Origin of the sequence: Streptosporangium sp. NPDC023963 (genome assembly GCF_040639135.1) — a bacterium.
GTDB lineage: Bacteria > Actinomycetota > Actinomycetes > Streptosporangiales > Streptosporangiaceae > Streptosporangium.
Window position 1 is genome coordinate 132,259 of the sequence record NZ_JBEZZK010000013.1, and the last position, 24,225, is coordinate 156,483.

Sequence of the window (24,225 nt, forward strand, 5' to 3'; positions counted from 1 at the left end):
TCAGAAGCCGTCCACGTCGGCGACGGCCCTGGCGAACGCCTCCGGGGCCTCCTGCGGGACGTTGTGGCCGACCCCCCGCAGGGTCCTGTGCTCGTACGCGCCGGTGAAGCGCTCGCGGTAGGACGAGCCGTTCCCCGGCGGAGTGAACGGGTCGAGCTCGGCGTCGAGGGTGATCGTGGGCACGGAGATCTTCGGGGCCGCGGCGAGCCGCTTCTCGACGGAGTCGTAACGGGGCTCGCCCTTGGCCAGGCTCAGCCGCCAGCGGTAGTTGTGGATCACGATGGGCACCCAGTCGGGATTGGCGAACGACGCCGTGGTGCGCTTGAGCGTGGCCTCGTCGAACTTCCACGTGGGCGAGACGCTCTTCCAGAGGAGCCTGACGAACTCCTCGCGGTACTTCTCCAGCCCGAGCCGCCCTCTTTCCGTGGCGAAATAGTACTGGTACCACCAGGCGTGCTCGGCCTGCGGCGGCAGCGGATCCCGGTTCGCCTGGAGGTTGGTGATCAGGTAGCCGGACACCGAGACGAGGGCCTTGCAGCGCTCGGGCCAGAGCGCGGCGATGATGTCGGCCGTCCGCGACCCCCAGTCGAATCCCGCGAGGACCGCATTTTTGATCTTGAGTGTGTCCATCAGCGCGACGATGTCGAGGGCGATCGCCGCCTGCTGGGCGTTGCGGAACGTCGCGCTCGACAGGAAGCGCGTCGTGCCGTGCCCGCGCAGGTAGGGGACGATCACCCGGTATCCCTGCGCCGCCAGCCGGGGCGCCACGTCGGTATAGCTGTGGATGTCGTACGGGAAACCGTGGAGCAGGATGACCACGGGACCGGCGGGCGGGCCCGACTCGGCGTACCCGACGTCCAAAACGCCCGCCCTGACATGCTTCAGCACGTCCGTCCCGGCCCGCCTCGGCGCGCCCGCCGAGGCGGATGCCGCGGGCGAGCCGGGCAGCGCCGCCGCGGCCGTCCCCGCGACCAGCAGTTTGGAAAACGTACGCCTGTCCATGGCATTCACCTTCGATATCGGAAAAAGGAGCCGCGTTCAGAGCGCGGGAAGCGGAACGGGCACGGTTGCGCGCAGCGGAACCCGCGGACTCGTGACGCGCCGGGAGTGCCTCCGGTAGGGCGAAACGCCGGGAGGCGAAGGCCGCGGCCGATCCGGCTCGGCGGCCCTCGCGTCCCCCGTCCGCGCCGCGGGGTTCAGAACACCTGGGCGAAGCAGGCGATGGCGACAGCCAGCGCGAGCAGGACCACCGACAGGGCCCTTGAGAGATTCAGGATGTGCGACACGATACTCCTTCCCTGTGGGGCGCCCGGCGCCGCCGGTGAGTTCCCTGTGGGGCGCCCGGCGCCGCCGGTGAGGCGGGACGTCAGGCGACGGCGGTCGCCCGGATGGTGACCGGGATGTTGTCCCGGGTGGCCTTGGAGTAGGGGCAGAGCTGGTGGGCGGCCGCGCCGAGCTCGTCGGCGGTCCGGGCGTCCACGCCGCCGAGTTCGAGGGTGAGGACGGCGCCGAGGCCGAACTCGTCGTCCGGGCTGTGGTTCAGGGTCACCTCGGCCGTGACGCTCGTGCTGGTCAGCCTCACCTTGCGCTGGGCCGCCGCCCTCCTGACCGCGCCGAGGAAGCAGGCGGCCCAGCCGGCGGCGAACAGCTGCTCGGGGTTGGTGGCTCCCCCGGCCCCGCCCAGCTCCTTGGGGATGGCGAGGGTGGTGTCGAGCAGGCCGTCGTCGGCCGTGACGCGGCCCCCGTTGCGGCCCTCTCCCGTGACGGTGACAACCGCGGTGTAGCTGGCAGCCATGGTGTTCTTCCTTCCTGGGGTGATCGGTCGTCCGAGCGGGCACGCCCTCTGGCGTCACCTGTTCGGCCGGTGACGATGCTGGCAGCATCGGTCGTCACCTGTCAAGCCAGTGACGCGCAGGAGGGCCGGCACGCCGAGCGGCGGCGGTCCGTCGCGGGAGGTGATCGGGCCGCCGGTGCCGCCCCGCTCACAAAAGCACCGATATCCGGACAAACATGACGAAAGTCTTACGGCTACCCGTCGCCGATGGCCCAGCACCGTCGCGGCTGCTCGAATGGCGAGGTGACCGATTCACGAGACGAAACTTCACGAGACGAAGCGGAAAGCGGCCCTCCCATCGCACGGCGGGTGATGTTCTCGATGCTCGCCGCCGGCGCCGCCGGCCTTGTGGCCGCGCCCTACCTGCAGGACGGCTGGGAGAAGGCCCTCGGAGCCGTCTCCCAGAACGACCCCAGCGGGCTGACCGGGCTCCTGCCCAACCCGAGCGGCTTCCGCTATTTCAGCGTCGCGGGCTCGGTACCGCCGAAGGACCGGACGAACTACCGGTTGACCGTCGACGGTCTCGTCGACCGCCCCACGACGTACACGCTGGACGCCCTGCGCGCGTTGCCGCAGGCCCGGGTCGTCGGCGACGTGGAGTGCACCGACGGCTGGCGGGTCCCGAACACGCCCTTCGAAGGGGTGCCGCTCTCGCACCTCCTCGACGCGGCCGGCGTGCGGCCGGAGGCCAAAGCCGTCCGCTTCACCTGCTTCGACGGCGTGTACAGCGAGAGCCTCACGCTCGCGCAGGCGCGCCGTTCCGACATGCTGGTGGCCCTGAAGATGCAGGACAAACCGCTCTCACACCCTCAAGGCGGGCCTGTCCGGCTGTACGCGGCGCCGATGTACTTCTACAAGTCGGCCAAATGGCTCTCCGGCATCTCCGTGACCGACAAGGTCATCCCCGGCTACTGGGAGGAGTACGGCTATGACGTCGACGGTTGGCTCGACGGGGCCGACCGCTCCGTCTGAGCGCTCCGGGCGCATCCTGCGGTTCACCCGCGCCGAGCGGCTGGTCCACCGCGCCACGGCCGGTCTCGTGCTGCTGTGCGCGGGGGCGGCGGCCTGCCTGTACTTCTCGCCGCTGGCCCAACTGGTCGGCCGCCGCCACCTGGTGGTCGTCATCCACGAGTGGTCGGGGATCCTGCTGCCGGCGCCGTTCCTGCTCGGCCTCGCCTCGTCCGCGTTCCGCGCCGACCTGCGCAGGCTGAACCGGCTGGCGCGGTACGACGGGGAGTGGCTGCGCGCGGTCCGCAAGGGCTGGACCTCGCCCGACCGGCGGCCCGCCGGCAAGTTCAACGCCGGGCAGAAGATCTACGCGGGGTGGGTGGCCGGAACCGTGCCGATCATGATGTTCACCGGCCTGCTGATGTGGTTCACCGGGCTCCTGCCGGTGATCTCCCGGACGAGCGCCATCTTCGTGCACGACGTGACGGCCCTGGCCATCACCCTCGTGGTGCTCGGGCACATCCGGATGGCGTACCGGGATCCGCAGGCACGGCGGGGCATGCGTACCGGGTACGTGGAAACGGCCTGGGCGAGGAGGTGGCACTCCAGGTGGGTGGAGAAGGGCCGGTGACCACGGGCCCGCCGCGGCGGTCACGGGCCGGAACCCGAAGATCGCCGGAACGGTGAGGCCGAGGGCGCGGTGGATCGCGACGCGTACGTCCGGAGCACGGCGCGGTCAGTGGGAGTCCGGTCGGGGGATGCGGACGCCGGCGGCGCGGAGCTTGGTCTCGATGAGCGCGACCCCCCGGGCCGTGGCCGATCCCTGCTCTTCACCGTGGAGGGCGATCAGCTTGTAGCGGGTCGCGGCCTCGGTGCGGGCTTGCAGACCGGTCACGATCCTCAGCTGTGCGGGGTTGGCGAGGAAGTGGTCGGCCATGGCGGTGGCGAGCTCGTCGATGCGCGGGTCGTCCGGTTCCCAGGCCGCGGCTTCGGCGCCACTCTTGATCAAGGCGACGAACCGGGTGTCGTCGAGAGCGCGCTCGACATGGGTGAGGTAGTCGCCGAAGCCTTCTGGGACCAGGGCCCTGGCCAGCACCCAGCCCTCCCTGGCGGCCGCCACCTCCCCCGCGGAGAAGCCGAGGCCGGACATCCGCTCCAGCAGCGCCACCGCGCGATCGGGCAGCAGGGCCCGGTCACCGTCGGCGAGCCGGCGCAGCGTTTCACGTCGCGCGGTCAACTCCTCGATCCGTTCGGTGAGCTGCCGTTCGACGTCGGTGAGCGCGGCGGCGAACAACGCGGCGTCGGCGTCGAGCAGGGGACCGATCCCGGCCAGCGGCACCCCGGCGGCGGCCAGCGTCCGGACCTGCACCAGCCGCAACAGATCATCCGAGCCGTAGCGCCGGTAGCCGGAGCCGTCGCGTTCCGGCTCCTTCACCAGGCCGAGCTTGTGGTAGTGCCGTACCGTCTTCACCGTGACACCGGCGAACGCCGCCGCCTGTCCGATCGTGACTCCGTTCATCTGCGAAATCCTGCCCTGTGCTCGAGCCGGGCGACTACGCGGACCGCTGCCGGGCAGGTGGACGGGCCACGCCGGCCTCGTCGAGCCCCGGCGTGGCCCCGGTTCGCGCCGCCCCTGACAGGCGATCCGGAACAGGACGCGCTTCGGGGCGTGCGGGTCACAGATGTTCAGCGCGCCGGCTGGGCCGGATCGGCCTGCCCGCCGCCGAACACCTCGTTGAGGAGCCGTTGCTGGACGTGCTGGAACGCCGCCGCGATGGACAGGCCGGCGTCGTCCACACAGTTCAGCGCGGCGGTCAGCGTCTTGCCGCCGCCGGGTGTGCCGTACATCAGCGCCGCGTGGCCCACGGCGGCGCCGTTGTGGGAGATGACGGTGCCGCCGCCATCCGTGGTCAGCACGAACACGCCCAGGCCGTAGTCCATGCCGGGGATGCCCGTCGGGCGCGGGGTGCACATTTCGGCCAGCAGCGGGGCCGGCAGGACCTTGCCGCCCAGCAGCGCGGAGACGAACGTGTGGAGGTCCTGGGTGGTCGAGATCATGTCGCCGCCCGTGGAGATCCAGGAGGGGTTCTGGCGGGTGATGTCGATGGTCCTCTGCTCGCCGGCGTCCTCGTAGCGGTAGTAGGCGTGGGCGTGCGGTGCGGGGATCTCGGGTGAGGCGTCCGGTACCACGGTGCCCGACAGCCCGAGCGGCCCCAGGATCAGCCGCCGCATCTCCTCGGCGAGCGAGCGGCCGGTGACCTTCTCGATCAGCAATCGGGCCAGCACGTAGTTGGTGTTGGAGTAGCTCCAGCCCGTGCCCGGCTCGAACCGCGCCGGCTTGGACAACGCCTGCTCCACCAGTTCCTGCGGCCGGTAGGTCTTGAGCCGGTTGTCCATCCACTCCTCCCCCGTGGTGCCGTAGGGGATGGGGATCCCCCGCGCGACCGTGCCGTCGTCGTGGACCTCGCCGGTGAAGTTGAACAATCCGCTGGTGTGCTGCAGCAGCATCCGCACCGTGATCCGCCCGTCCAGCCCGAGCTCGGGCAGGTAGCCCGCCGCCGGGACGTCCAACCCGATCTTGCCCTCGGCCACCAGTTGCAGCACCAGGGTCGCGGTGAAGGTCTTGGTGGCGCTGCCGATCCGGATGTATCCGTCGACCGGCGGCTTGGCGGTCCCGCCCAGCTCGGCCGCCCCGGCGCTGCCGGCCCACTCGCCCCGTTCGTCGTGCACGCGCAGCGACACCCCGACGAAGCCGGAATCGACGATCTCCTCGATCGCCTTCTGCAGCTCCGGGCGATCCTGCCCGGCAGCCGCCTGCGGCACGGCGCCGTACGCGGCAGTGCGCATGGTGCTCTTGTCCTGGTCGGAAGGGGTGATTGTCATGGTGCTTCGATCCTTTGGATTCGTGATGTCCGGGTCGGCGTCGCGCCGCTGCACCGAGCTTCCACCCTGACCCGAGGTCAACCTCAACCGTGATCTGGCTCACAGCCACGTCGAGGTCTGAAACAGCCGTGCTCACCCTTCCCGACGCGGTGACTCGCGCGGCCCGGGGCCGGCCCGGCTTTCGGCCCGGCGCGTTCCCTGGGTGCCGGCAAGAGCCCCGTCATGAGCCCCGGCTCACGGTAGGGGCAGGGGCGCAGCCTGAGCACCCGGCGGTTCGGTGATCGGGCGAGTGCAGCCCCGCCAGAAGCAGGTTCAGCAGGGTGCGGATCGCGTCGGGCCGCCGGGTGGCCTGCGTGGGGCGCAGCGAGGAGATCGCCATCAGGGCGACGCGGACGTCCGCGACGGAGGTTCCCCGCCGCAGGACCCGCTGCCGGTGCGCGCGGGCGACGAGTTGGTCCAGTGCTGCGGCGTGGGCCTGCCGGTCGTCGCGGAACGCGTCGCCTGCCGCGTGTGAGCCCAGCAGGGCCTCGTTGAGGCCGGGGGCCCGGATCTGGTGTTCCGCGAACCGGCGGATGACTCCGCTGAGCGCGGTCCAGGCGTCCGGCTCCGCCCCCGGAGACTCCGGGCGGGAGAGGTGATCATGTTTGCCGTGCAGTTCGAGCGGTTCGGCCCGCCCGAGGTCCTGACCCTGGGCACCGCGCCCGAGCCGCATCCCGGCCCTCACCAGGTCCGCATCGCCGTCAGGACGGCGGCGGTCTCACCCGTCGACCTCGCACTGCGCGAAGGCTCGTCCCCCGCGAGCAAGAACCTCGCCCTGTGGAACCCGTGGACTACGGGCGCGGTCTGCCCGTCCGGATCCGCGCGCTGACCGCCGCTCCGATCGACCGGGCACTCGACGTCGCGGGGGCCGGGTCGCTGAGCGAACTGATCGAACTGACAGGCACCGCGGACAGCGTCGTCACGCTGGCCGACTTCGGGGCGTCGACGTACGGAGCCCGGCTGTCCACGGGCCGCCTCGGCGGCCGGCCCGACGGCGTCCACGGACTCGCGTCGGCCACGGCACTCGCCGACCGGGGCCGTTTCCGCGTTCCGGTCCGGGCCGCCTACCCGGCCCATCAGGCGGCACAGGCACACGAGACGGCCGCGCAGCCGCCCCGGCGGGGGAAGGTCGTCCTCGACCTGACCCATACCGGTTAGACCGCGACCGGCACGACTGAGCGCTCACCGGTACCCCCTGAAGGCGCCGCTCCCGGAGGAGGCCGGCTTCGATCGCCTCGTACCCGATCCGCCGATCCGCCGATCCGCCGCCTTGACCGCGGGGCCGCCTGAGGCGAACGCTTGACCGCGGGGCTACCTGAGGCGAACGCGCGGACGAAGGGCCGCGGAGAACAGGGCTCACGCCGGGATCCGGCTCCAGCGTGGAGCGGTCACGGCGCGAGAGCGCCGCGTGGAGCGGTCACGGGGCGAGGGCGCCGCGTGGAGCGGTCACGGGGCGAGGGCGCCGCCGACGAAGGTCCGCTCCGCAGGAGAGGCGAGGAGCTCGACCATGATGCCCGGGCGGAGTTCCTCGCCCAGGACCGATGTGATCGCGTCGGTGAGGGCGGCGCCGAGGCGGGCAGTGATCTCGGCGGCGTCAGGGCGTTCGAACACGCCTGACCGGACGCCCAACGTGACCGAAGCACCGGTGTCCACGGGCACGCCCCCCTGGGCGAAGCGGCCCGCGGGAACACCGGACAGCCGGATGCTCACCAGCGGCCGCGCCCACTCGCCGTAGACACCGACGATCGCCTCGGTCAGGGCGATCACGAGTTCGGGCTCGTTGCCCGCTAGCCTGGCGTCTGGAAGATGGGCGGTCAGATGCGGCACGGCGGACCTCCTTTTCTTTGACCTTAAAGGCTTTGAATTTAAAGGTATCGGTGAGGGGTTGCTGATGTCCACCGAGCCGGGTGGTATCGCCGTCAACGAGGCCGTCCGCACGCTGCTGTTGCTCATGCCTCGGCTCGTCGGCCGCGCCAAACGCCTGCCGATTCCGCCGGAGCTGCGGGACCTCGACCTGGCGCCCCGGCATCTGGCCCTGCTGGCCCACCTGGAATACGACGGCCCGGCCAGCGTGAACGAGCTCGCCGATCGGCTGGAGGTGGCGCCGACGACCGTCAGCCTCATGGTCAGCGAACTGGTGCGGCCACGTGTCCTGGAGCGGACCGCCGACCTCGCCGACCGTCGCCGCCGCATCATCGCCATCGCCCCGGCCTACGCCGAACCGATCCGCGCCTGGCTGTCCGGCAGCGCCACTGCCTGGGAACACGTCATGAGCGACCTGTCACCCGCCGAACGTGCGACCGTCGTCACCGCGCTCCGCTCCTTCGAGGCCGCGCTGGAACGCCGCGATCCGCAACCGAACGACGAACCGCGAAGCTGACCGGCCCCATCCGGGTGTCGGCAAGAGATGCCGGGTTCCATTGATGCACCCCGAGTTCGCCGGCCGGTTGGCGGCCCCGCTCGCGTCGAAAGGCCGACGGCACGTCGGTGATGCTCCCCAGCGACGGTGTGCAGTTGCTCCCGCACAATGGTGCTCCCGCACAATGACTGGTGGGCGGCCTGGTGGTGGCGTAACGACCGCTGGATCGGCGTCGACATCTGCACGCCTCCGACTCTGGGCGTATCGGGGTGGAGTTCCATAGACCTGGAACTGGATCTGGCGCGGTTTGCGGATGGCACCGTCCTGCTGGTCGACGAGGAGGAGTTCGAGCGGACTGTGGCCGAGTGCATGGTGCCCCAAGCCGTCATCACCGCAGCCCGAGCCGCGGCATCCGATCTGCGGACCAGGCTGGCTACTGCCACCGAACCGGTCATCCCCGCGGGCTGGGAGTGGCTGGAGCGGGCTTGACGAGCCGGGCCCATGGGCCACAGCCGTGCTGACTCGTGGACGGACGATTGAGCCAAGGGCCCGTCGCCCTGGTTGTCTTCCGGCGGTGTCGTCGTGTTGCGAGCAGGGGTGGCGTTCGACCGCAGCCGCGGCGTCGTCGGATCCGAGTCGCATGCCGTCAATCTCGCAGAACTCTGTCAAAACCAAGGGCAGTCGTGCGAATCGCGACCTGCGGTTCTTCGGCTCGGATCGGGGTGTTCGCAGAACTGTCACAACTGGTCATTTCTGCGAATCGCGCACTTTGCGATTCAAAGGATGGGCCTGGCATGAAACACGAAGGTTGCTAAGACAGGTGGTGACCTTGGAGGCTCTCCTTGACGACGCGTACGACCTTCCAGGAGTGCCCTGTGATCATCGAGGATCTGTCCGAGCCGGAACTCGCCCTCTGGGAGGCGTTTCCCACGGGGCGTCCTGTGGATCTTCCCGGCACCCCCGTTCGGGCTGCGATCGTCGCAAGGATGTTGCTCGGCGCCCAGGAACGTCTCGCAGGGCAGACGCCCGGCATGCACCTGTCCGGCGCCCGGATCACGGGCCGATTGGACCTGTCGTACGCCGAGGTACAACACCCTCTGATCTTGACCAAGTGCGAGTTCGAGGAAACGCCGGTCTTCACCGGAGCCCGCACCGGCCTGGTGGACCTCGCGGCCTCCCGGGCACCCGGACTGCAGGCCGTGGACGCTGTGATCGGCGGGGCGCTGCGCCTGGAAGGCTGCGAGATGGCCGGCCCGATCCAGCTCGCCGGGGCCCACGTGTCCGGGACACTGAATCTCAGCGGCGCAGCGATCCACGCACTTCAGGCCGTCCATGCCGACGGCCTGATCGTCGACCGTGATCTTCTGTGCGCGAACGCCGTCATCGACGGTCAGTTAAGCGTTGTCGGCGCCAGGATCGGCGGGACGATGACCCTCGATGGCGCACGGGTCGGGCGGTCAGGCGGCTTCGGCCTCACCGCCGAGGGGGCCGTCATCGACGGCGGGTTGTCGTGTGCCCGCGGTTTCCGCTCCTGGGGGGAGTTGAGCGTGCAGGACGCCCGGATAGGGCGCCGGTGCGTCTTCAGCGGAGCCCGGCTGTCCAACCCGGACGGCATCGCCCTGAACGCGGAGAGACTCGGTGTCGAGGGCGGGCTGCGCATCGATGACGGCTTCTCGACCGAAGGTGAAGTCCTTCTGCGCGGAGCCCGCGTGGCCGGTTCGATCCGTTTCGCGCAGGCGAACCTCGCCAATCCGGGAAGACGCGCGCTGAACGCGCCGCTGATGGAGATCGGCAGCGGACTGCGGCTCACACCAGGTTTCGTGGCGAACGGAGAGGTCTTTCTGGACTCCACCCAGGTCCGCGGATCGGTCAACCTCGACGGCGGGACGTTGTCCAACCCGGGCGCGACGGCGCTTTCCCTGCGCCGGCTGGAGGTCACCGGCAGACTCAGCTGTGGCGAAGGCTTCCGCGCCGACGGGGAGATCGTGCTCGTCAACGCCCGAATCGAGGGCAGCTTGGAGTTTCACGGTGCCACCCTCAGTAATCCCGGCGGGCGGGTTCTGTCCCTGTGGGAGGTGATCGCGGGCGGGGGCATCGACTGCTGCGAAGGCTTCGCGGCCACGGGAGACGTCTCGATCAGGAACTCCCGGATCGCCGCCACACTGTGCCTTGCGGAGACCACCATCGACGGTGACCTTCACCTTCGTGGTGTGGAAGCGGCTTCGCTGAAGATCGGGCCCCGGACGGAACTGCTACGGGCCGTCGACCTTCGCCACAGTCGGGTCGGCGTGCTCGATGACGCTCCCAGCCGGTGGCCTGCTCACGTCCTGATGAACGGCTTCACCTATGACAGCCTGGAGGCTCCCCTGCCTGTCCAGGAGCGACTTGACTGGCTGGCCAGGGAGGACTACCAACCTCAACCCTATGAGCAGTTGGCCGCCGTCTACCGCCGGCAGGGCCACGATGAGGCTGCTCGGGACGTGCTGCTGGCCAAACAGCGTCGCCGCCGCTCGGGGCAACGGCTCGGGGCGCGGCTGTGGGGATATGTGCAGGACTGGACCGTCGGGTACGGCTACCGCCCCTTCCGTGCCGCGTTCTGGCTCGCAGCTCTTCTCCTCATCGGCACGGTCGTTTTCACCGCCCACGAGCCACCGGCCTTCAAGCCAGGCGAGGCTCCCCCCTTCAACGCCTTCCTCTACACCCTGGACCTGCTCCTCCCGATCATCAGCTTCGGACAGGAGAGCGCCTTCGGCCCGCGCGGCGCACAACAGTGGCTCGCCGCGGCGATGATCACTGCAGGGTGGATCCTCGCAACGACCATCCTGGCAGGCCTCACTCGCGCACTCTCCCGCCAATAACGCGACCAGAAGCGGCGTCGATCTTGGCGGAGGTGGTGTGCTTGTTCGCCGCGATCGACAGCTCGTGCGCCGACACCTGATCGCGCGCAGGAACTCCACCGCATCCAGCGCGCCGTGATCGGCGCTGGTCGGTTCCAGGTCGAGCGCTTGCAGGTGGGCCAGGCGCAGCTTGAACTTCCCGGGTTCGGCTGATCGCGCCCCGCGATCTGATCACGGCAGGAGGTCGCGCCAGCGTTCGGCCGACGCCAGAGTGTCCAGGCTGATCCGCTCCAGGAACGCACCGCCCCTGGCCAGGCGGCGTCCCACCGGCGTGTCGAGCCCGAGCGTCTCCCCCGCCGCCTTCGCGATCTCCGCCGCCGCGAGCGTCTGCTGCGAGCTGATCATCGTCGAGTGGTACCAGGCGTCGTCGTCGACCACGTAGATGTCGTGCCGCCGCCGCGGATCACGTTCGCGCCTGATCAGCCCCTGCCCGGTCAGGTAGCCCACCGCCGCGGAGATCGAGGCGGGACTGACCTTCAGCCCGCGCGACAGCTCGGCCGCGGTGAGCCTGCCGCCCTCGCTCAGCCACAGGCCGATGAGCACGCGCGCCATCATTTTCGGCAGGCCCATCCCGATCGCCATCTCGACGGCTTCCTCTTCCACCTCGAAGACCTTGCGGTCCTGGGGTTCGGCCTCGGGCGAACGTGCCGGGGTGCCGCGCCGCGCCCGCCGCGCCGCCGCCTGGTGCGCCCGCTCGGGGCGGTAGTCGCCGGGGCCGCCGTTGCGGCCGACCTCACGGCTGATCGTCGAGGTCGGCCGGTCCAGCCGCCTGGCGATCTCGGCGTAGGAGCGGCCTTCGGTGAGGCCGGTCGCGATGCGCCGACGGTCCTGCAGGGTCAACCTTCCTTCTGACATGGCACCACTATTGCGTTCGGCCTTACACAATGCAATGTTTCATTGCATTCAGCATCAGGGTCGATGCATCAATTTATCGACTTTGACCTGCACTTATATGTATCGACTGATTGACAGAATTTCTGAAAGCAACGTAGCTTTCAATTGTGATAAACACGTACTATCGCGACGAGCCGGTCACTCCGTCCCTCGACCGCTCACCCGCCTGTCCCTTCGATCCCGCCCCTTCGCTCACCGCCCTGCGCGGCGACCCCGACCTGGCCGCCGGCGCCGTGGAGGAGCTGCTGCGTTACCTGTCCGTCGCCGCCACCGGTATGCGCGGCGTGCTGGAGGACGTGGAGCTCGGCGGCAGGCAGTTCAGGGCGGGCGACACGGTCGTCATCGCGATCAACGCCGCCAACGGGGACCCGGCCAGGTTCGCAGACCCCGGCGTGCTCGATCTGCGCCGTTCGGCCGCCGGGCATCTGGCCTTCGGCCACGGCGTCCATCAGTGCCTCGGTCAGCAGCTTACCCGCGTCGAGATGCGTGCCGCGTTTCCCGCGCTGCTCGTCCGCTTCCCGACGCTGCGGCTCGCCGTACCGGCTGAAGAGCTGTCGCTGCGCACCGACCCCTTGCAGGTGTACGGCGTGCACAGCCTGCCCGTCACCTGGGATCGGGGGTGAACGCGATGCGAACCATGCGAAACTTCGTCTCGGTGACGGGGCTGCGCAAGTCCTACGGCGCCCACCGCGTCCTGGACGGCATCGACCTCGCCATCCCGCAGGGCACCGTCTTCTCGCTGCTCGGCCCCAACGGCGCGGGCAAGACCACCACGGTGCAGATCCTGTCCACCCTGATCAAGGCCGACGCGGGCGAGATCCGGGTCGCCGGGCACGACCTGGCCAAGGAAGCCGACAAGGTGCGTGCCGCGATCGGCGTCACCGGCCAGTTCTCCGCGGTCGACAGCTTCCTCACCGGCGAGGAGAACCTGCGGCTCATGGCCGACCTGCTCCACCTCGGCCGCGCCAACGGCCGCAGGCGCGTCCGCGAACTGCTGGAGCGCTTCGACCTCACCGACGCCGCGCGCAAGCCCGCGGTCACCTACTCGGGCGGCATGCGCCGCCGGCTCGACCTCGCCATGACCATGGTCGGCACGCCCAGGCTCATCTTCCTCGACGAACCGACCGCGGGCCTGGACCCGCGCAGCCGCCGCACCATGTGGCAGATCGTCAGGGACCTCGTCCAGCAGGACGGCGTGACCATCTTCCTGACCACCCAGTACCTGGAGGAGGCCGACGAACTCGCCGACCGCATCGCGCTGCTCAGCCAGGGCCGGCTGGTGGCCGAGGGCACCCCCCAGGAGCTCAAGCGAATGGTCCCCGGCGGCCACATCGTCGTGCGCTTCGCCGACCCCGACGGGTACCGCAGGGCGGCCGGCCACATCGGCGCCACCTCCGGCGACGACGCGGCGCTCACCGTCCAGATCCCCGACTCCGGCGGAGTCAGGACGCTGAGGAGGCTCCTGGAGTGGCTGGACACGCATGCCATCGACGTCGCCGAGCTGTCGGTGCACACCCCCGACCTGGACGACGTCTTCCTCACCCTGACCCAGGAGCCCTCGACCCAGGAGCCCTCCCGATGAGAGCGATCACCGACTCGGCGACGATGCTGCGGCGCCAGGTCATACACATCTGGCGCTACCCCACGCTGATCCTCACGTTCACGGCCGTGCCGGTGGTGTTCCTGCTGCTGTTCGTCTACGTCTTCGGCGGCGCCATGGGCGCGGGCATCGGCGCCGACCGCGCCGCCTACGTCGGTTACCTCATCCCCGGCATCATGATCACAACGATCGTCGGGGCCGCGCAGGGGACCACGATCTCGGTGGCGACCGACATGACCGAGGGCATCATCGCCAGGTTCAAGACCATGGCCATCGCCCGCGTCTCGGTGCTCACCGGGCACGTACTCGGGGCGATGGTGCAGACGTTCCTCGCGATCGCCATGGTGACCGTGGTGGCGTTGCTGATCGGGTTCCGCCCGTCCGCCTCGGTGCCGGGCTGGCTCGGCGTGGTCGGTGTGCTGGCCATGTTCACCTTCGCGATCACCTGGCTGTCGGTCGCGCTCGCCATGGTCACCAAGAACGTGGCCACGGCCAGCAACCTGCCGATGCCGCTGATGCTGCTGCCGTTCCTCGGCAGCGGCTTCGTCCCGACCGAGTCGATGCCGACTGGTTTGCGCTGGTTCGCCGAGCACCAGCCGGCCACCCCTGTCATCGAGACGCTGCGCGCGCTGCTGGCCGGGCGTCCGGCCGGGTCCGGCTTCCTGGAGGCGGCTGTGTGGAGCGCGGGCATCGCCCTGGTCGGTTATCTGTGGGCACGCAGGCTCTACAACCGGTGAGGTTCGCTGGATTCGGTCCAGGATCGGACAGGTCACCGTAGGTCACCTCCTGCTCGGCGCGTGAACGCGGTGTCAAGGCGCGCGCGGGCCAGGTGCCGAGGCGCGCACGCGGGCCAGGTCGGCGGGGCGCCTGCGCAGGACCTTCCAGGAGATCATCAGGTCGCGGTCCAGGTCGTCGACCGCCTCCAGCCGGGACGGTTTCCTCCCCAGGCCGCCGTGATCGGCCGACGTCCTGGGGAGAACGCCCGGGACGCGGGCGTCAGGTCGCGCGTCGGGGACCGGGCAGGATGCGTTCGACCACGTCGGTGACCAGGGCGTGGATCTGGTCCTCGGGAAAGATGTCGGGCAGCGTGAGCCGTTCCAGGATCAGCCAGTTCAGCGCCAGATAGAGCAGGACCACGGTGGTCGCGTCGCCGGGCAGGCCGGCCTGGACGTGGTGGCTGATGTTGGCGTCGACGTCGGCGCGGATGCGTTCGGTGAGCAGGCGCCGCAGTTCCGGGCGGCGGGTGGCCTCCAGGCGTAGCTCCAGCAGTGCCAGGTATCCGGAGCGGAAGTGGCTGACACGGTCCACCAGGTCGTGCATGAGCTCGGTGACCCGGTCGCGGTCACGCGGACCCTCCAGGACGGCGGCCATCACCCCCGGGTCGGGCTCCAGCCGCTCGTAGAAGCGGTGGCCGACCTGGGTGAGCAGATCATCGCGGTTGTCGAAGTAGTTGGAAGCCGTGCCGTTGGGCACCCGCGCCTCGACGTCGACGGCGCGGAAGGTCAGTCCGCGCGCGCCCTCTCGTGCCAGGACCTCGATGGCCGCGTCGAGGAGCGCCGCCCGTCTTGCCGGGTTCTGCCGCATTGCGATCTCCCCTGGAATCGATGTTGACACCACTTCAATCATAGTACTACGGTTCAACCACTACAGGCAGAGTACTACGCCGAAAGCATCAACTCGGAGGAACGCAGAGATGCGAGTTCAGCCCAACACCCTGACCGGTTTCACCGCGCCGTCCGCCGCCGCTCCGTCATGGACCGCCGGCCCGGCCTCACGCCCCTTCCCCCAGGCCAGGCCGGGCCACCGGCAGCCGAATCCCCAGCCGCGCTCGGCGCCGCGGCCCAGGCCCCTGCCCAAGCCCGGCAACCGGTAGCCCGGCTGTCCCAGCCAGGTAGCCGGTAGCCCGGCGCGGCCGGCTCCAGGACGCCGCCGCCGCCCGCCATCCCGCTTGAAACCACATAAAAACCGTGAATAGGACCAGACATGCGAAAGCTCGTTTACTACATCGGCATGACCATCGACGGCCGCATCGCCGCCCCCGACGGAAGCGCCGACTTCTTCCCGGTGACGCAGGACGTCATCGACTTCATCGTCGAGGACTATCCCGACACCCTGCCGACGCACATACGTGAGCAGCTCGGCGTGCACGGCCCCAACCGGAACTTCGACGTCGGCGTGCAGGGGCGCGTCACCTACGAACCCGCCCTGGAGATCGGGGTCACCAGCCCGTACGCCCACCTGCGCCAGTACGTGGTCTCAGAAAGCATGAAGGAGACCCTGGACCCCGCGGTCGAGATCATCTCCACCGACGTGGTCGGCAGGATCCGCCGGCTGAAGGCCGAGGACGGCAAGGACATCTACCTGACGGGGGGCGCCCGGCTGGCGGGCACCCTGCTCCCGGAGATCGACCAGCTCGTCGTCAAGCTCTACCCGGTGGTCATCGGAGCCGGGATCCCCCTGTTCACCGCCGACTTCTCCCCCACCCACTTCGAGCTCACGGGCACCCGCACCCTCGAGAACGGCACGGTCATCCTCACCTACGACAAGAAGTGACCGCTGTGGTGGGAACGGTCCTCCGGCGATCACCCCGTCGCCCTGGACCGCCCAAATGTCGACGCCCCGGCCGCGACCGCACGGCGGTCGCGGCCGGGCAGCTCGCCACGAGCCTGCGCGCCTGCATGCCTTCCGCGGGCACGGCGCGCAGAAGCCCCCGCTCCACGACCTGACGCCGCCCGCCGGCCGGCCGGCACGACGATCCGGCCGTCTCAGCCGCCCCGGCCTGACGACGGGCGGGCGCCCCGGCGGCGAGGCCTGTGCGGCCGGCGCGAAGTTCGCCGCCCGCCGAGGCCCGCCGGCAGACCTAGCCCGAACAGAGCTGGGCGCGAAGGGTCTGGCCGGCCCACTGCTCCCAGCGCTCGCGTGACCAGCCCCGCTCGCGGGTGAACAGCAGGTACAGCTCCGGGCTGAGCAGGCCGAACAGCAGATCGGCCGCCTCCTCCGCCGGCAGTCGTTCCCGTGCGCCCGGTTTGGCGACCAGCGCTTCGGCCGCTTCCCGATGGACGACGTAGCGCGGATCGACCTCGTGCGGCCACAGGGCGGCGACCTCGGGGTCGCTCGCGACCGCTCCTTCCAGGACTTTGCCGATGGGCGCGGCTCGTTCCAGGATGGAGGTCGTGCCGGTGACGTAGGCGCGGACCATGTCGTGGGCGGTGTCCGCGGCCAGCGCGTCGGTGTACCACCGCCGGTCCATCGTGGCCACGGGCTCGTCGTCGCCCGCGATCGTGACGTCGACCAGTTCCTTCAGCAGGGCGCGCTTGTTGCCGAAGACGAAGTAGATCGTCTGCACCGCGACCCCGGCCTGGCCGGCGACGTCCTGAAGATTCGTCGCGCCGTATCCGTCCCGCACGAACAGCTCCAGTGCCGCCGCCAGGATGCGCTGTCGCGTCTCCTGCGCCTTCCGCGCTCGCTTGCTCGCCGGTTTGACATCACTCATGGCTAGAGTCTATCTCTAGATACGGTTACTAGAAGCCAACTCTAGAGAAGAGGTCTAGCCATGTCGCTTGTCAGCGTCACCCGCTTCCAGGCCGATCCCGCCGACGCCGACCAGGTCCGGGCCAGGCACGCCGCCCTGGTCACCGCGATCAGGGCCGCCCAGCCCGGCCTCACCGAGGCACGCCTCGGCCGGCTCGACGACGGGACGTGGGTCGGCGTCTGGCGCTGGGACAGCGCCGCCAGCCTGCGGGCGGCCCGCCAGGCGGCGCCCGGCACCGCGGCGGCCGTCGCGGCGTTCGAGGTGGCCCGCGAGGTCATGGCGGAGGACATCGAGATGCTCGACGAGCTCTGACCGCCCGCCCCGGTCCCGCGACCCGGGGCCGGGGTTCCCCCACCGAGGAGATGACATGATCGATATCGAAGCGCTGACCAAGGTGTACGGCACGGCCCAGGCGCGGGCCGTCGACGAGGTGTCGCTGCGCGTCCCCGCCGGATCGGTGTTCGGCTTCCTGGGACCCAACGGCGCGGGCAAGACCACCACCATCAAGATGCTCGCCGGATTGCTGACCCCCACCTCCGGCCGGGTCCGGCTGGGCGGCTTCGACGTGACCCGGCAGCGTTCGGCCGCGATGGCGCAGTTCGGAGCCGTGCTGGAGGGTTCGCGCAACGTCTACTGGAGCCTGTCGGCCTGGCAGAACCTGATGTACTTCGGCCGGCTCAAAGGCCTGCGCAAGGCCCAGGTCGCCGACCGTGCCAGGGACCTGCTGACCGGGTTGGGGCTGTGGGAGCGGCGCGGCGACAAGGTCGGCGGCTTCTCCCGCGGCATGCAGCAGAAGGTCGCGATCGCCGTCGCCCTGATCGCCGGCCCGCCGATCGTGCTGCTGGACGAGCCGACGCTCGGCCTGGACGTCGAGGCCACCCGCGTCGTCAAGGACTGGATCGCCGAGCTGGCCCGCGAACTGGGCACCACCATTCTGATCACCACCCACCAGCTGGACGTGGCCCAGGAGCTGTGCGACCGGGTGGCCGTCATGCGCCGGGGACGGCTCGTGGCCGACCTGCCCACGCACGAGCTGCTGGCCGGCTTCCGCGAACGCGACCGCTACGAGATCCGCGTCGAGGGAACCGCGCCGGCGGGCTTCGACGCCGTCACCCGCGAGGGCGTCACCACGATCGACGTGCGGGTGAGCGAACCCGGCGAGGTGTACGACGTGGTCGAACGCCTGCGCGCGCACGGGGCCGTCCTGGAGTCGCTGACCCAGGTCCAGCCCGACCTGGAGGACGTGTTCCTCGCTCTGGTGAACGAGCCGTCCCATGCTTGACATCCTGGGCGCCGAGATCGGCAAGGGGCTGCGCGTGCAGCTGGCCCACCCGATCGGCCACGTCATCACGCTGCTGATCAGCACCATGATGTACCTCGGCCTGCAGTTCGTCCTGGGCCAGGGCCAGCTGCGCCAGGATCTGCTGCCGCAGACCCTCGTCGCGATCGGCGGGTACTGGTTCCTGCAGTACGCCGCGCTGGTGATGGTGGCCGACCTCATCGAGGAGAAACGCGCAGGCACCTTCGCTCAGGCCCAGATGAGCACGGCGCCGCCGTGGCTGCCGATGCTCGGCCGGCTGGTCACCGCCTCGGTGTTCGGCCTGGCGGTCACCGCCGTCGCCACACTCGTCCCCATGCTGGTGGCCGGGATCACGATCCCGGCGCGCTGGGCGGCGCTCCTGCCCGCCGTACTCCTGGGGGTGAACGTGCTGGCCTTCACCTTCCTGCTGGCGGCCCTCGCCCTGGTCTCCCCGATGATCGGCGCCCTGCAGTCGTTGTTCACCTCACTGGTGTTGCTGCTCAACGGCTCGTTCCTGCCGCTGGCCTTCTATCCGGACTGGCTGGCCGTTCTCGCCAGGATCCTGCCCACCACGCTGGGCATCGAGGCGATCACCCAGACGCTGTTCGAGGGCCGGAGCCTGTCCGAGGTCTGGAGCGGCGGCACCCTGCCCTGGCTGCTCCTGCACACTTTCGCCCTGGTCGCGGTCAGCGGCCTGCTGTTCGTCCGCAACCACCGCCGAGCCCTGCAGGAGTCCTCATGAGCTTCGCTCGCGGATTCGCCGCCGAAGTCGGCAAGGGCCTGCTCAACCTGGCCGCCGGCTGGCGTGAAGGCATCCTGGAAATGGTCACGTTTCCACTGTTCTACCTGCTCATCGTGCTGTTCATGGGACGCGGGCAGTTACTCCCCGACCTGCTGCTGCCGGTGCTGCTCGGCATGGTGGCACTGACCTTCATCCACGAGCAGGTCAACCGGGTGTTCTGGAGCTACCTGGGCGACATCCAGTCCGGGGTGCTGGAACAGACTTACCTGACCTCGCTGCCCTCGGCCGCGAGCATCCTCGGCCGCCAGGTGGCCGCCGTGATCTCGGCCCTGCCCGCCGCGCTGGCCGTCCTGGCCACCGGCGCCGTCGCCATCACCCTCCAGGGCGGGCGGCTGCCTCTCGACGCGCAGGTGATCGTGCCGCTGGCCGCCATCGTGCTGGGCACCTGCGGGCTGGCCCTGATCCTGTGCGGGCTGACCCTGGTGTTCAAACGCATCGAGATCATCACCCAGCTGTCGGTGGCCGTCTACGCCATCGCCGGCGGCACCCTGGTCCCCCTGGCCGCCCTGCCCGATCCGATCGCCGCTCTCAGCCGGCTGCTCGTTCCCGTCGCGCCCGGCATCGAGGCCATGCGTGACATCCTGCTCGGCGGGCACTCCCTGGCCGCCCTGCCGACCGGCTGGGGCCTGGGATGGCTGCTGGTCCAGCCGTTGCTCCTCACCGCCGCCGGGGTGGTGCTGTTCAATCGACTCGAACACCTCGCCAAACGCCGCGGCACCCTCGGCCGCCACTAGAACGCGGAGACCACCATGACAACGGACACCGTGACCGTGCGACCCGTCGGCCAGGTGGTGGGCGGGCGCAGCGAGATGGTCGAAGACGACTGGCACGACGTCCGAGCCGTGATCCGGCTGGACGGCGAGGCCTTCACCACCTCGGCGGTGCAGGGCCTGGAGGACTTCTCCCACCTGGAGGTGGTCTTTCTCTTCGATCGCATCGATCCGGCCGAGGTGCGCACCGATCCCCGTCCCCCGCGGGGGAATCCGGACGCGGCCCCGGTGGGGATCTTCGCCCACCGCGGGCCGTACCGGCCCAACCGTCTCGGCGTCTCCCGCTGCCGGCTCCTCGCCGTGGACGGCCTGAACCTGCACGTCGCCGACCTGGACGCGCTGTCAGGCACGCCCGTCCTGGACATCAAGCCGTACCTGATCGAGTTCGCTCCCCGGCATCCGGTCGCCCAGCCGGCTTGGGCCACCGAGCTCATGAGCCCTTACTACTGAGCAGGTGGTGGGCGACTCGACCTCGAACCGCCGGCCTGCCCGGGCGACACCCCTCGCGGCCTACGAGACGAGGTGCCCCGGCATGCCCGCGCGGGTCACGGCGGCGGCGGTGGTGCGAAAGCGTGCCCGGTAGGTGGTCGGGGCGACGCCCAGGGTGTGCTGGAAGACGCGGCGCATGGTCTCCGCGGATCCGAAGCCGGACTCCTCTGCCACCTTCTCCACGGGGTTGTTCCCTGCATCGAGGAGAGCCTGGGCGGCCGCCAGCTGCGCGGCGAGCCGCCAGTGGGTAGCGGCGCGCCGTCCGTCGAGCACGCCCGTCTGCGCCAGCACGAAGGCCCCGGCGCACACCGAGGTGACCCGCGCCGAACGGCGGGAGAGCTCCGTGACCAGGGCGATCAGGTCCTGGTCGGCCACGGCCCGCCGCCAGTCCCGGCGGCCGGGGACGACGACCGTGCCCAGCCGCGCGGGCAGGCTCTCCAGGGCCCCGTCCACTCCGATCCGCACCCCGGAGGAGGTCCGCACGTCCGCGCCTGACGGGGAGACGACCCGTACCGCGTAACGGGCGCCGAAGCCGTTGGCCGTGGTGAGGACCTCGGCGGGACCGGTGACGTCCAGCAGCTGCACGCCGTCGAAGGCCACCACCGCGACCACGTGGTCCGCCCGCCGGCGCGAGGCTACTCGGCCCACGGGGAGTCCAGGATGGTGCGCACGAAGTCCCCGCGCACGAAACCCGGGACGTAGTGGGCGAGCACGTCGGCCTTCACGTTGCCGAACGTGGTCTGCGGCCTGTGCCGGATCCCCTCGGTGAAGGCGTCGAGGATGCGCCGTTTGAAGTCGGGGCGCGGGTGCAGGGCCACGATCGCCGCCCGGTCGGCCTCGCTGACGTCGTGGTAGCCGATGCCCAGCACGTCGTACTCCACCCCCGCCGTCACCAGTGCCACCTCCGGCTCCATGAACTCGGGGATGCCCGGGGTGGTGTGCAGGGCGATCGCGGTCCACACCCGGCGGACGCCGTCCTCGGGCACCTGGTGATCCCGCAGGAAACGGCGGGCCTCGTCGGCGCTGTCGACCTCGAAACGCCGCCCGCTGCCGTGGAAGGGCTCGCCCAGGCCCAGGTCGTGGAACATGGCCGCGACGTAGAGCAGCTCGGGGTCGAAGCCCAGATCCCGGTCGCGCCCCCGCAGGGCGCCGAAGAAGTACACCCGGCGCGAGTGGTCGTAGATCAGATCGCTCGCGCTGTCGCGTACCAGCTCGGTCGCCTCCCTCGCCAGCGTCGAGTCCGGCACCCGTATCCCGGCCGGTGCGGAAAAGTCCCCGATCATCGCCATCACCCCTGCTCACGTGCCCGCCGGCCCCTCCGGCGGCACTTCCAATCTACGAACCGCCCGATCGCGGCGCCATGGCCGCAGGGCCCTGCAACCCACAGATACGGACATCGTCTGGAATGGTCTCCGGGAAGGGCCGGACCGGGTTCCGGCGCCAGAGACGATCTTGACGACGATTCGGTGACGGCGGCTTTCCCGCCCCGGTCGAGGGCCCCGGCGTGCCTGCTCACGCCCGCCGGGCGGCGGCGTTCAGCGCGCGATCGCCCAGTCCGGCGCCCAGGTCCCGGGGGCGCCGTGGCCGGCCGCCACGGCGGCGAGGTGATCGCGGAGGGTGGCCAGCGCGGGGTGGGGGTTGTCGCGGTGCCACAGGAGCGAGTGCGGGTAGACGGGCGTGGGGCCGGTCACCGGGATACGGCGCAGGCCGTGGCCGGCGGGCCAGACCAGGCGGGTCTGCTCGCCCATGAAGGTGGCCAGGGCCGGGGTGTCGGCGACGGTGTCGAGGAGCGCGTCGGAGCCGAAGTTGGGGCCGGTCGCCTCGATGGTGAGGCCGAACTCGGCGACGAGATCGTCGTAGTAGGCGGCCCACTCGGTGCCGGGGACGATCCCCGGCATCCAGATCCGGTGCCCGGCGAGCTGGGCGACCGTCACCGACCGGGCGCCCGCCAGCGCGTGGGCGGGCCCGGTGAGGAGCTGGAGCGCCTCGTCGAGCACCCGGACGGACTCGACGTCCTCGGGAAGGGGCCGGCCGGGTGCGGCGACGGCGCGGAAGGACACGTCGATCGCACCGGACCGGATGGCGGCGAGTGCCTTCTCGATGTCGAACAGCATCACCACGTCGAGCTCGATCTCGGGGTGCGCGCGGTGGAAGTCGCGCATCAGACCCGACTGCGCGCTGCGCGAGGTGATCACGTCGACGCGCAGCGGACGGCTGCCGGCGCGCACGGACGCGACCGCGCGCTCGGCGGCCCGGAGCAGCTCGCGGGCGTGGGGCAGGAACGCCTGCCCGTCGATGGTGAGCTCGGCACCGCGCGGGGTGCGGGTGAACAATCGCACCCCGAGGTCGCGCTCCAGCGCGGCGATGCGCTTGGAGACGGCCTGCTGGGTGACCGCCAGCTCGGCGGCGGCCTCCTGGAACTGCCCCGCGCCGGCGGCGGCGACGAAGGTCCGGACGGTGTCGAGATCCACGCGGACACCATATGCGTACAACCGCTGGTTGTGGCTGGGTGGCCGACAGTTGTTTGATCTCCGGACATGATGCTCGATTTGATGCTTTCGATCGCGGATCGGTTGTGCGGGTGAGTGGCGAGGGGCGTCGAACATGAGGAACGGGCCCCGGTTGGGGCGGCGGTTCGGGTGGCTCTGGGGAGCGTACGGGACCAGCGCGCTCGGTACGTGGCTCGCCTTCGGCGCGTTCCCGCTGATCGCGATCCAGGTGCTGCACGCCGGACCGGCGGAGGTCGCGGCGTTGTCCTCCGTGGGGGCTCTGGCGGGCGCGGCCGTGGCGGTGCCGCTCGGCCCGTGGGTGGAGTTCCGCCGCAAGCGGCCGGTACTGATCGGGACGGACCTGGTGCGGTTCGCGGCGCTGCTGACGATCCCCGCCGCGTTCGCGCTCGGCGTCCTCTCCTTCGTCCAGCTCCTGCTGGTCTCGGTCGTCGTCGCGGCGGCCGACATCACCTTCCGGGCCGCCTCCGGCGCGTACCTGAAGACGCTGCTGCCGGTCGAGGACCTGCTCGTCGCCAACGCCCGGTTCGAGTCCACGACCTGGACGACCACGATCATCGGACCGCCGCTGGGCGGTGCCGCGATCGGGCTCCTCGGCCCGGTGGCGACGGTGGTGGCCGACGCGGTCAGCCACCTGCTCTCGGCCCTGGGCCTCGGCGCGATGGGCGGGCGGGAGCCGCGGCCCGAACGCCGGGAGGCCCCGCGCATGCGGGCCGGGGACCTGCTCGACGGCTGGCGGTACATCCTCGCCGACGCGACGCTGCGGCGGCTGTTGTTCAACACCGCCTCGTTCAACGGCCTGGTGATGGCCACCGGGCCACTGCTGGCCGTCCTGATGCTCGGCCGGCTCGGGTTCGCGCCCTGGCAGTACGGCCTCGCCTTCGCCGCGCCCGCGATCGGCGGGCTGCTCGGTTCGCGGCTGGCCCGGCCGCTCGTCACCCGGTTCGGACAGCACCGGGTCCTGGTCGTGGCCGGGACGCTGCGCGCGCTCTGGCCCGTCGGCCTGGTCTTCCTGGGGCCGGGCACCGGAGGGCTGCTGCTGGTGATGAGCGTCGAGCTCGGGCTCATCTTCTGCTGCGGGGTCTTCAACCCCGTCTGCGCCACCTACCGCCTCGAGCGCACCGCGGCCGGCCGGGTCGCCCGCACGCTGTCCGCCTGGGCGGTGACGACCAAGGTCTCGACCGCGCTCCTGACGGCCGCCTGGGGCGTGCTGGGCGCCGTGCTCGGCCCGCGCACGGCCATCGGCCTGGCCGGTGTGCTCCTGCTGGCGACCCCGCTGCTGCTCCCCCGGCGCGCCGCGGCGCCCCTTCCGTAAGGCCGGGTCACCCTCGATCGGCGACACTCGCGACACGCCGGGTCTCACAGCACGCC

At 70.6% G+C, this 24,225-nt stretch carries 28 protein-coding genes and 1 pseudogene; 17 read left to right on the forward strand and 12 right to left on the reverse strand.

Annotated elements, in window-relative coordinates; all coding sequences use genetic code 11:
* Entirely contained in the window at positions 1-1,002 is a 1,002-nt protein-coding gene (locus AB0F88_RS31580) for an alpha/beta hydrolase (RefSeq protein ID WP_362692299.1), read from the reverse strand.
* Positions 1,003-1,366: 364 nt separating this feature from the next.
* Positions 1,367-1,795, reverse strand: coding sequence for an organic hydroperoxide resistance protein (locus AB0F88_RS31585; RefSeq protein ID WP_362692302.1), 429 nt, complete (start codon positions 1,793-1,795; stop codon positions 1,367-1,369).
* Positions 1,796-2,146: 351 nt separating this feature from the next.
* Between AB0F88_RS31585 and AB0F88_RS31590 the strand changes: the two genes are divergently transcribed.
* Both AB0F88_RS31590 and AB0F88_RS31595 read left to right on the forward strand, forming a co-directional pair.
* Entirely contained in the window at positions 2,147-2,806 is a 660-nt protein-coding gene (locus tag AB0F88_RS31590; RefSeq protein WP_362692701.1) for a molybdopterin-dependent oxidoreductase, read from the forward strand.
* Positions 2,763-3,413, forward strand: a complete 651-nt coding sequence (locus tag AB0F88_RS31595; protein WP_362692305.1) for a cytochrome b/b6 domain-containing protein — start codon at positions 2,763-2,765, stop codon at positions 3,411-3,413. Before AB0F88_RS31590 ends, AB0F88_RS31595 begins: the two co-directional genes overlap by 44 nt.
* 105 nt (positions 3,414-3,518) lie before the next feature.
* Here AB0F88_RS31595 and AB0F88_RS31600 read toward each other — a convergent pair whose 3' ends face one another.
* From AB0F88_RS31600 to AB0F88_RS31610, 3 genes are all read right to left on the reverse strand, one after another.
* A complete protein-coding gene (locus AB0F88_RS31600) occupies positions 3,519-4,301 on the reverse strand; it encodes a MerR family transcriptional regulator (protein WP_362692309.1) in 783 nt (260 codons plus the stop codon).
* A gap of 167 nt (positions 4,302-4,468) precedes the next feature.
* Entirely contained in the window at positions 4,469-5,665 is a 1,197-nt protein-coding gene (locus AB0F88_RS31605) for a serine hydrolase domain-containing protein (RefSeq protein ID WP_362692312.1), read from the reverse strand.
* Between the two features lie 220 nt (positions 5,666-5,885).
* Positions 5,886-6,377, reverse strand: coding sequence for a hypothetical protein (locus AB0F88_RS31610; RefSeq protein ID WP_362692315.1), 492 nt, complete (start codon positions 6,375-6,377; stop codon positions 5,886-5,888).
* Positions 6,378-6,481: 104 nt separating this feature from the next.
* On the opposite strand from AB0F88_RS31610, the gene AB0F88_RS31615 reads away from it, so the two are divergent.
* The gene (locus tag AB0F88_RS31615; RefSeq protein WP_362692318.1) at positions 6,482-6,862 is read left to right on the forward strand and encodes a zinc-binding dehydrogenase; all 381 of its coding nucleotides are present in this window, start codon (positions 6,482-6,484) and stop codon (positions 6,860-6,862) included.
* A gap of 288 nt (positions 6,863-7,150) precedes the next feature.
* Here AB0F88_RS31615 and AB0F88_RS31620 read toward each other — a convergent pair whose 3' ends face one another.
* The gene (locus AB0F88_RS31620; RefSeq protein WP_362692321.1) at positions 7,151-7,531 is read right to left on the reverse strand and encodes a hypothetical protein; all 381 of its coding nucleotides are present in this window, start codon (positions 7,529-7,531) and stop codon (positions 7,151-7,153) included.
* 64 nt (positions 7,532-7,595) lie between these two features.
* Here AB0F88_RS31620 and AB0F88_RS31625 point away from each other — a divergent pair, with 64 nt between their 5' ends.
* The 3 genes from AB0F88_RS31625 (at position 7,596) to AB0F88_RS31635 (ending at position 10,921) form a co-directional block, all read left to right on the forward strand.
* Entirely contained in the window at positions 7,596-8,084 is a 489-nt protein-coding gene (locus AB0F88_RS31625) for a MarR family winged helix-turn-helix transcriptional regulator (RefSeq protein WP_362692324.1), read from the forward strand.
* Between the two features lie 147 nt (positions 8,085-8,231).
* Positions 8,232-8,552 (forward strand): DUF402 domain-containing protein, encoded by a 321-nt coding sequence (locus AB0F88_RS31630; RefSeq protein ID WP_362692327.1) that lies wholly within the window; start codon positions 8,232-8,234, stop codon positions 8,550-8,552.
* A gap of 386 nt (positions 8,553-8,938) precedes the next feature.
* Positions 8,939-10,921 (forward strand): hypothetical protein, encoded by a 1,983-nt coding sequence (locus AB0F88_RS31635; RefSeq protein WP_362692330.1) that lies wholly within the window; start codon positions 8,939-8,941, stop codon positions 10,919-10,921.
* 210 nt (positions 10,922-11,131) lie between these two features.
* Here AB0F88_RS31635 and AB0F88_RS31640 read toward each other — a convergent pair whose 3' ends face one another.
* Positions 11,132-11,815 carry a helix-turn-helix domain-containing protein gene (locus tag AB0F88_RS31640; RefSeq protein ID WP_362692333.1) on the reverse strand — a complete coding sequence of 228 codons (684 nt, stop codon included), beginning with the start codon at positions 11,813-11,815 and terminating at the stop codon, positions 11,132-11,134.
* Between the two features lie 230 nt (positions 11,816-12,045).
* On the opposite strand from AB0F88_RS31640, the pseudogene AB0F88_RS31645 reads away from it, so the two are divergent.
* The 3 genes and pseudogenes from AB0F88_RS31645 to AB0F88_RS31655 form a co-directional block, all read left to right on the forward strand.
* A pseudogene (locus AB0F88_RS31645) lies at positions 12,046-12,477 on the forward strand (cytochrome P450); the annotation flags it as partial.
* Positions 12,478-12,482: 5 nt separating this feature from the next.
* Complete coding sequence (locus AB0F88_RS31650; protein WP_362692336.1) at positions 12,483-13,436, forward strand: ATP-binding cassette domain-containing protein; 954 nt, start codon at positions 12,483-12,485, stop codon at positions 13,434-13,436.
* Complete coding sequence (locus AB0F88_RS31655) at positions 13,433-14,191, forward strand: ABC transporter permease (RefSeq protein ID WP_362692339.1); 759 nt, start codon at positions 13,433-13,435, stop codon at positions 14,189-14,191. Before AB0F88_RS31650 ends, AB0F88_RS31655 begins: the two co-directional genes overlap by 4 nt.
* Positions 14,192-14,450: 259 nt before the next feature.
* On the opposite strand, the gene AB0F88_RS31660 is transcribed toward AB0F88_RS31655, so the two are convergent.
* Entirely contained in the window at positions 14,451-15,038 is a 588-nt protein-coding gene (locus AB0F88_RS31660) for a TetR family transcriptional regulator (RefSeq protein ID WP_362692342.1), read from the reverse strand.
* A 109-nt stretch (positions 15,039-15,147) separates the two neighbouring features.
* On the opposite strand from AB0F88_RS31660, the gene AB0F88_RS31665 reads away from it, so the two are divergent.
* Together AB0F88_RS31665 and AB0F88_RS31670 are read left to right on the forward strand one after the other, a co-directional pair.
* Positions 15,148-15,327: a hypothetical protein gene (locus AB0F88_RS31665; RefSeq protein WP_362692345.1), complete on the forward strand. Its 180-nt coding sequence runs from the start codon at positions 15,148-15,150 to the stop codon at positions 15,325-15,327.
* A 110-nt stretch (positions 15,328-15,437) separates the two neighbouring features.
* Positions 15,438-16,007 carry a dihydrofolate reductase family protein gene (locus tag AB0F88_RS31670; RefSeq protein WP_362692348.1) on the forward strand — a complete coding sequence of 190 codons (570 nt, stop codon included), beginning with the start codon at positions 15,438-15,440 and terminating at the stop codon, positions 16,005-16,007.
* A 307-nt stretch (positions 16,008-16,314) separates the two neighbouring features.
* Here the strand turns inward: AB0F88_RS31670 and AB0F88_RS31675 are convergent, their stop codons facing one another.
* Positions 16,315-16,947, reverse strand: coding sequence for a TetR family transcriptional regulator (locus AB0F88_RS31675; protein WP_362692351.1), 633 nt, complete (start codon positions 16,945-16,947; stop codon positions 16,315-16,317).
* A 60-nt stretch (positions 16,948-17,007) separates the two neighbouring features.
* Here AB0F88_RS31675 and AB0F88_RS31680 point away from each other — a divergent pair, with 60 nt between their 5' ends.
* The 5 genes from AB0F88_RS31680 to AB0F88_RS31700 are packed head-to-tail and all read left to right on the forward strand — an operon-like array spanning position 17,008 to position 20,308.
* Entirely contained in the window at positions 17,008-17,298 is a 291-nt protein-coding gene (locus tag AB0F88_RS31680; RefSeq protein ID WP_362692354.1) for an antibiotic biosynthesis monooxygenase, read from the forward strand.
* A gap of 55 nt (positions 17,299-17,353) precedes the next feature.
* On the forward strand, positions 17,354-18,268 hold the full coding sequence (locus AB0F88_RS31685; protein WP_362692357.1) for an ABC transporter ATP-binding protein: 915 nt from the start codon (positions 17,354-17,356) through the stop codon (positions 18,266-18,268).
* Positions 18,261-19,028 (forward strand): ABC transporter permease, encoded by a 768-nt coding sequence (locus tag AB0F88_RS31690; RefSeq protein WP_362692360.1) that lies wholly within the window; start codon positions 18,261-18,263, stop codon positions 19,026-19,028. The genes AB0F88_RS31685 and AB0F88_RS31690 overlap by 8 nt, the downstream gene beginning before the upstream one ends.
* Entirely contained in the window at positions 19,025-19,822 is a 798-nt protein-coding gene (locus AB0F88_RS31695; RefSeq protein ID WP_362692363.1) for an ABC transporter permease, read from the forward strand. Before AB0F88_RS31690 ends, AB0F88_RS31695 begins: the two co-directional genes overlap by 4 nt.
* A gap of 15 nt (positions 19,823-19,837) precedes the next feature.
* Entirely contained in the window at positions 19,838-20,308 is a 471-nt protein-coding gene (locus AB0F88_RS31700; protein ID WP_362692366.1) for an SAM-dependent methyltransferase, read from the forward strand.
* A 60-nt stretch (positions 20,309-20,368) separates the two neighbouring features.
* Here the strand turns inward: AB0F88_RS31700 and AB0F88_RS31705 are convergent, their stop codons facing one another.
* The 3 genes from AB0F88_RS31705 to AB0F88_RS31715 all read right to left on the reverse strand — a co-directional run bounded on the left by AB0F88_RS31705 (position 20,369) and on the right by AB0F88_RS31715 (position 22,818).
* Positions 20,369-20,995, reverse strand: a complete 627-nt coding sequence (locus AB0F88_RS31705) for a DJ-1/PfpI family protein (protein WP_362692369.1) — start codon at positions 20,993-20,995, stop codon at positions 20,369-20,371.
* Positions 20,983-21,630 carry an HD domain-containing protein gene (locus AB0F88_RS31710; RefSeq protein ID WP_362692372.1) on the reverse strand — a complete coding sequence of 216 codons (648 nt, stop codon included), beginning with the start codon at positions 21,628-21,630 and terminating at the stop codon, positions 20,983-20,985. Before AB0F88_RS31710 ends, AB0F88_RS31705 begins: the two co-directional genes overlap by 13 nt.
* A gap of 252 nt (positions 21,631-21,882) precedes the next feature.
* On the reverse strand, positions 21,883-22,818 hold the full coding sequence (locus tag AB0F88_RS31715; protein WP_362692375.1) for a LysR family transcriptional regulator: 936 nt from the start codon (positions 22,816-22,818) through the stop codon (positions 21,883-21,885).
* 133 nt (positions 22,819-22,951) lie between these two features.
* On the opposite strand from AB0F88_RS31715, the gene AB0F88_RS31720 reads away from it, so the two are divergent.
* Positions 22,952-24,169: an MFS transporter gene (locus tag AB0F88_RS31720; RefSeq protein ID WP_362692378.1), complete on the forward strand. Its 1,218-nt coding sequence runs from the start codon at positions 22,952-22,954 to the stop codon at positions 24,167-24,169.
* Positions 24,170-24,225: the final 56 nt, after the last annotated feature.

Bases quoted from the DNA above. Each gene is read 5' to 3' on its own strand.
- AB0F88_RS31580 (WP_362692299.1), bottom strand. From the start codon at position 1,002: ATGGACAGGCGTACGTTTTCCAAACTGCTGGTCGCGGGGACGGCCGCG.
- AB0F88_RS31585 (WP_362692302.1), bottom strand. From the start codon at position 1,795: ATGGCTGCCAGCTACACCGCGGTTGTCACCGTCACGGGAGAGGGCCGC.
- AB0F88_RS31590 (WP_362692701.1), top strand. From the start codon at position 2,147: ATGTTCTCGATGCTCGCCGCCGGCGCCGCCGGCCTTGTGGCCGCGCCC.
- AB0F88_RS31595 (WP_362692305.1), top strand. From the start codon at position 2,763: ATGACGTCGACGGTTGGCTCGACGGGGCCGACCGCTCCGTCTGAGCGC.
- AB0F88_RS31600 (WP_362692309.1), bottom strand. From the start codon at position 4,301: ATGAACGGAGTCACGATCGGACAGGCGGCGGCGTTCGCCGGTGTCACG.
- AB0F88_RS31605 (WP_362692312.1), bottom strand. From the start codon at position 5,665: ATGACAATCACCCCTTCCGACCAGGACAAGAGCACCATGCGCACTGCC.
- AB0F88_RS31610 (WP_362692315.1), bottom strand. From the start codon at position 6,377: ATGCGGCTCGGGCGCGGTGCCCAGGGTCAGGACCTCGGGCGGGCCGAA.
- AB0F88_RS31625 (WP_362692324.1), top strand. From the start codon at position 7,596: ATGTCCACCGAGCCGGGTGGTATCGCCGTCAACGAGGCCGTCCGCACG.
- AB0F88_RS31630 (WP_362692327.1), top strand. From the start codon at position 8,232: ATGGTGCTCCCGCACAATGACTGGTGGGCGGCCTGGTGGTGGCGTAAC.
- AB0F88_RS31640 (WP_362692333.1), bottom strand. From the start codon at position 11,815: ATGTCAGAAGGAAGGTTGACCCTGCAGGACCGTCGGCGCATCGCGACC.
- AB0F88_RS31650 (WP_362692336.1), top strand. From the start codon at position 12,483: ATGCGAACCATGCGAAACTTCGTCTCGGTGACGGGGCTGCGCAAGTCC.
- AB0F88_RS31655 (WP_362692339.1), top strand. From the start codon at position 13,433: ATGAGAGCGATCACCGACTCGGCGACGATGCTGCGGCGCCAGGTCATA.
- AB0F88_RS31660 (WP_362692342.1), bottom strand. From the start codon at position 15,038: ATGCGGCAGAACCCGGCAAGACGGGCGGCGCTCCTCGACGCGGCCATC.
- AB0F88_RS31665 (WP_362692345.1), top strand. From the start codon at position 15,148: ATGCGAGTTCAGCCCAACACCCTGACCGGTTTCACCGCGCCGTCCGCC.
- AB0F88_RS31670 (WP_362692348.1), top strand. From the start codon at position 15,438: ATGCGAAAGCTCGTTTACTACATCGGCATGACCATCGACGGCCGCATC.
- AB0F88_RS31675 (WP_362692351.1), bottom strand. From the start codon at position 16,947: ATGAGTGATGTCAAACCGGCGAGCAAGCGAGCGCGGAAGGCGCAGGAG.
- AB0F88_RS31680 (WP_362692354.1), top strand. From the start codon at position 17,008: ATGTCGCTTGTCAGCGTCACCCGCTTCCAGGCCGATCCCGCCGACGCC.
- AB0F88_RS31685 (WP_362692357.1), top strand. From the start codon at position 17,354: ATGATCGATATCGAAGCGCTGACCAAGGTGTACGGCACGGCCCAGGCG.
- AB0F88_RS31690 (WP_362692360.1), top strand. From the start codon at position 18,261: ATGCTTGACATCCTGGGCGCCGAGATCGGCAAGGGGCTGCGCGTGCAG.
- AB0F88_RS31695 (WP_362692363.1), top strand. From the start codon at position 19,025: ATGAGCTTCGCTCGCGGATTCGCCGCCGAAGTCGGCAAGGGCCTGCTC.
- AB0F88_RS31700 (WP_362692366.1), top strand. From the start codon at position 19,838: ATGACAACGGACACCGTGACCGTGCGACCCGTCGGCCAGGTGGTGGGC.
- AB0F88_RS31710 (WP_362692372.1), bottom strand. From the start codon at position 21,630: ATGATCGGGGACTTTTCCGCACCGGCCGGGATACGGGTGCCGGACTCG.
- AB0F88_RS31720 (WP_362692378.1), top strand. From the start codon at position 22,952: ATGAGGAACGGGCCCCGGTTGGGGCGGCGGTTCGGGTGGCTCTGGGGA.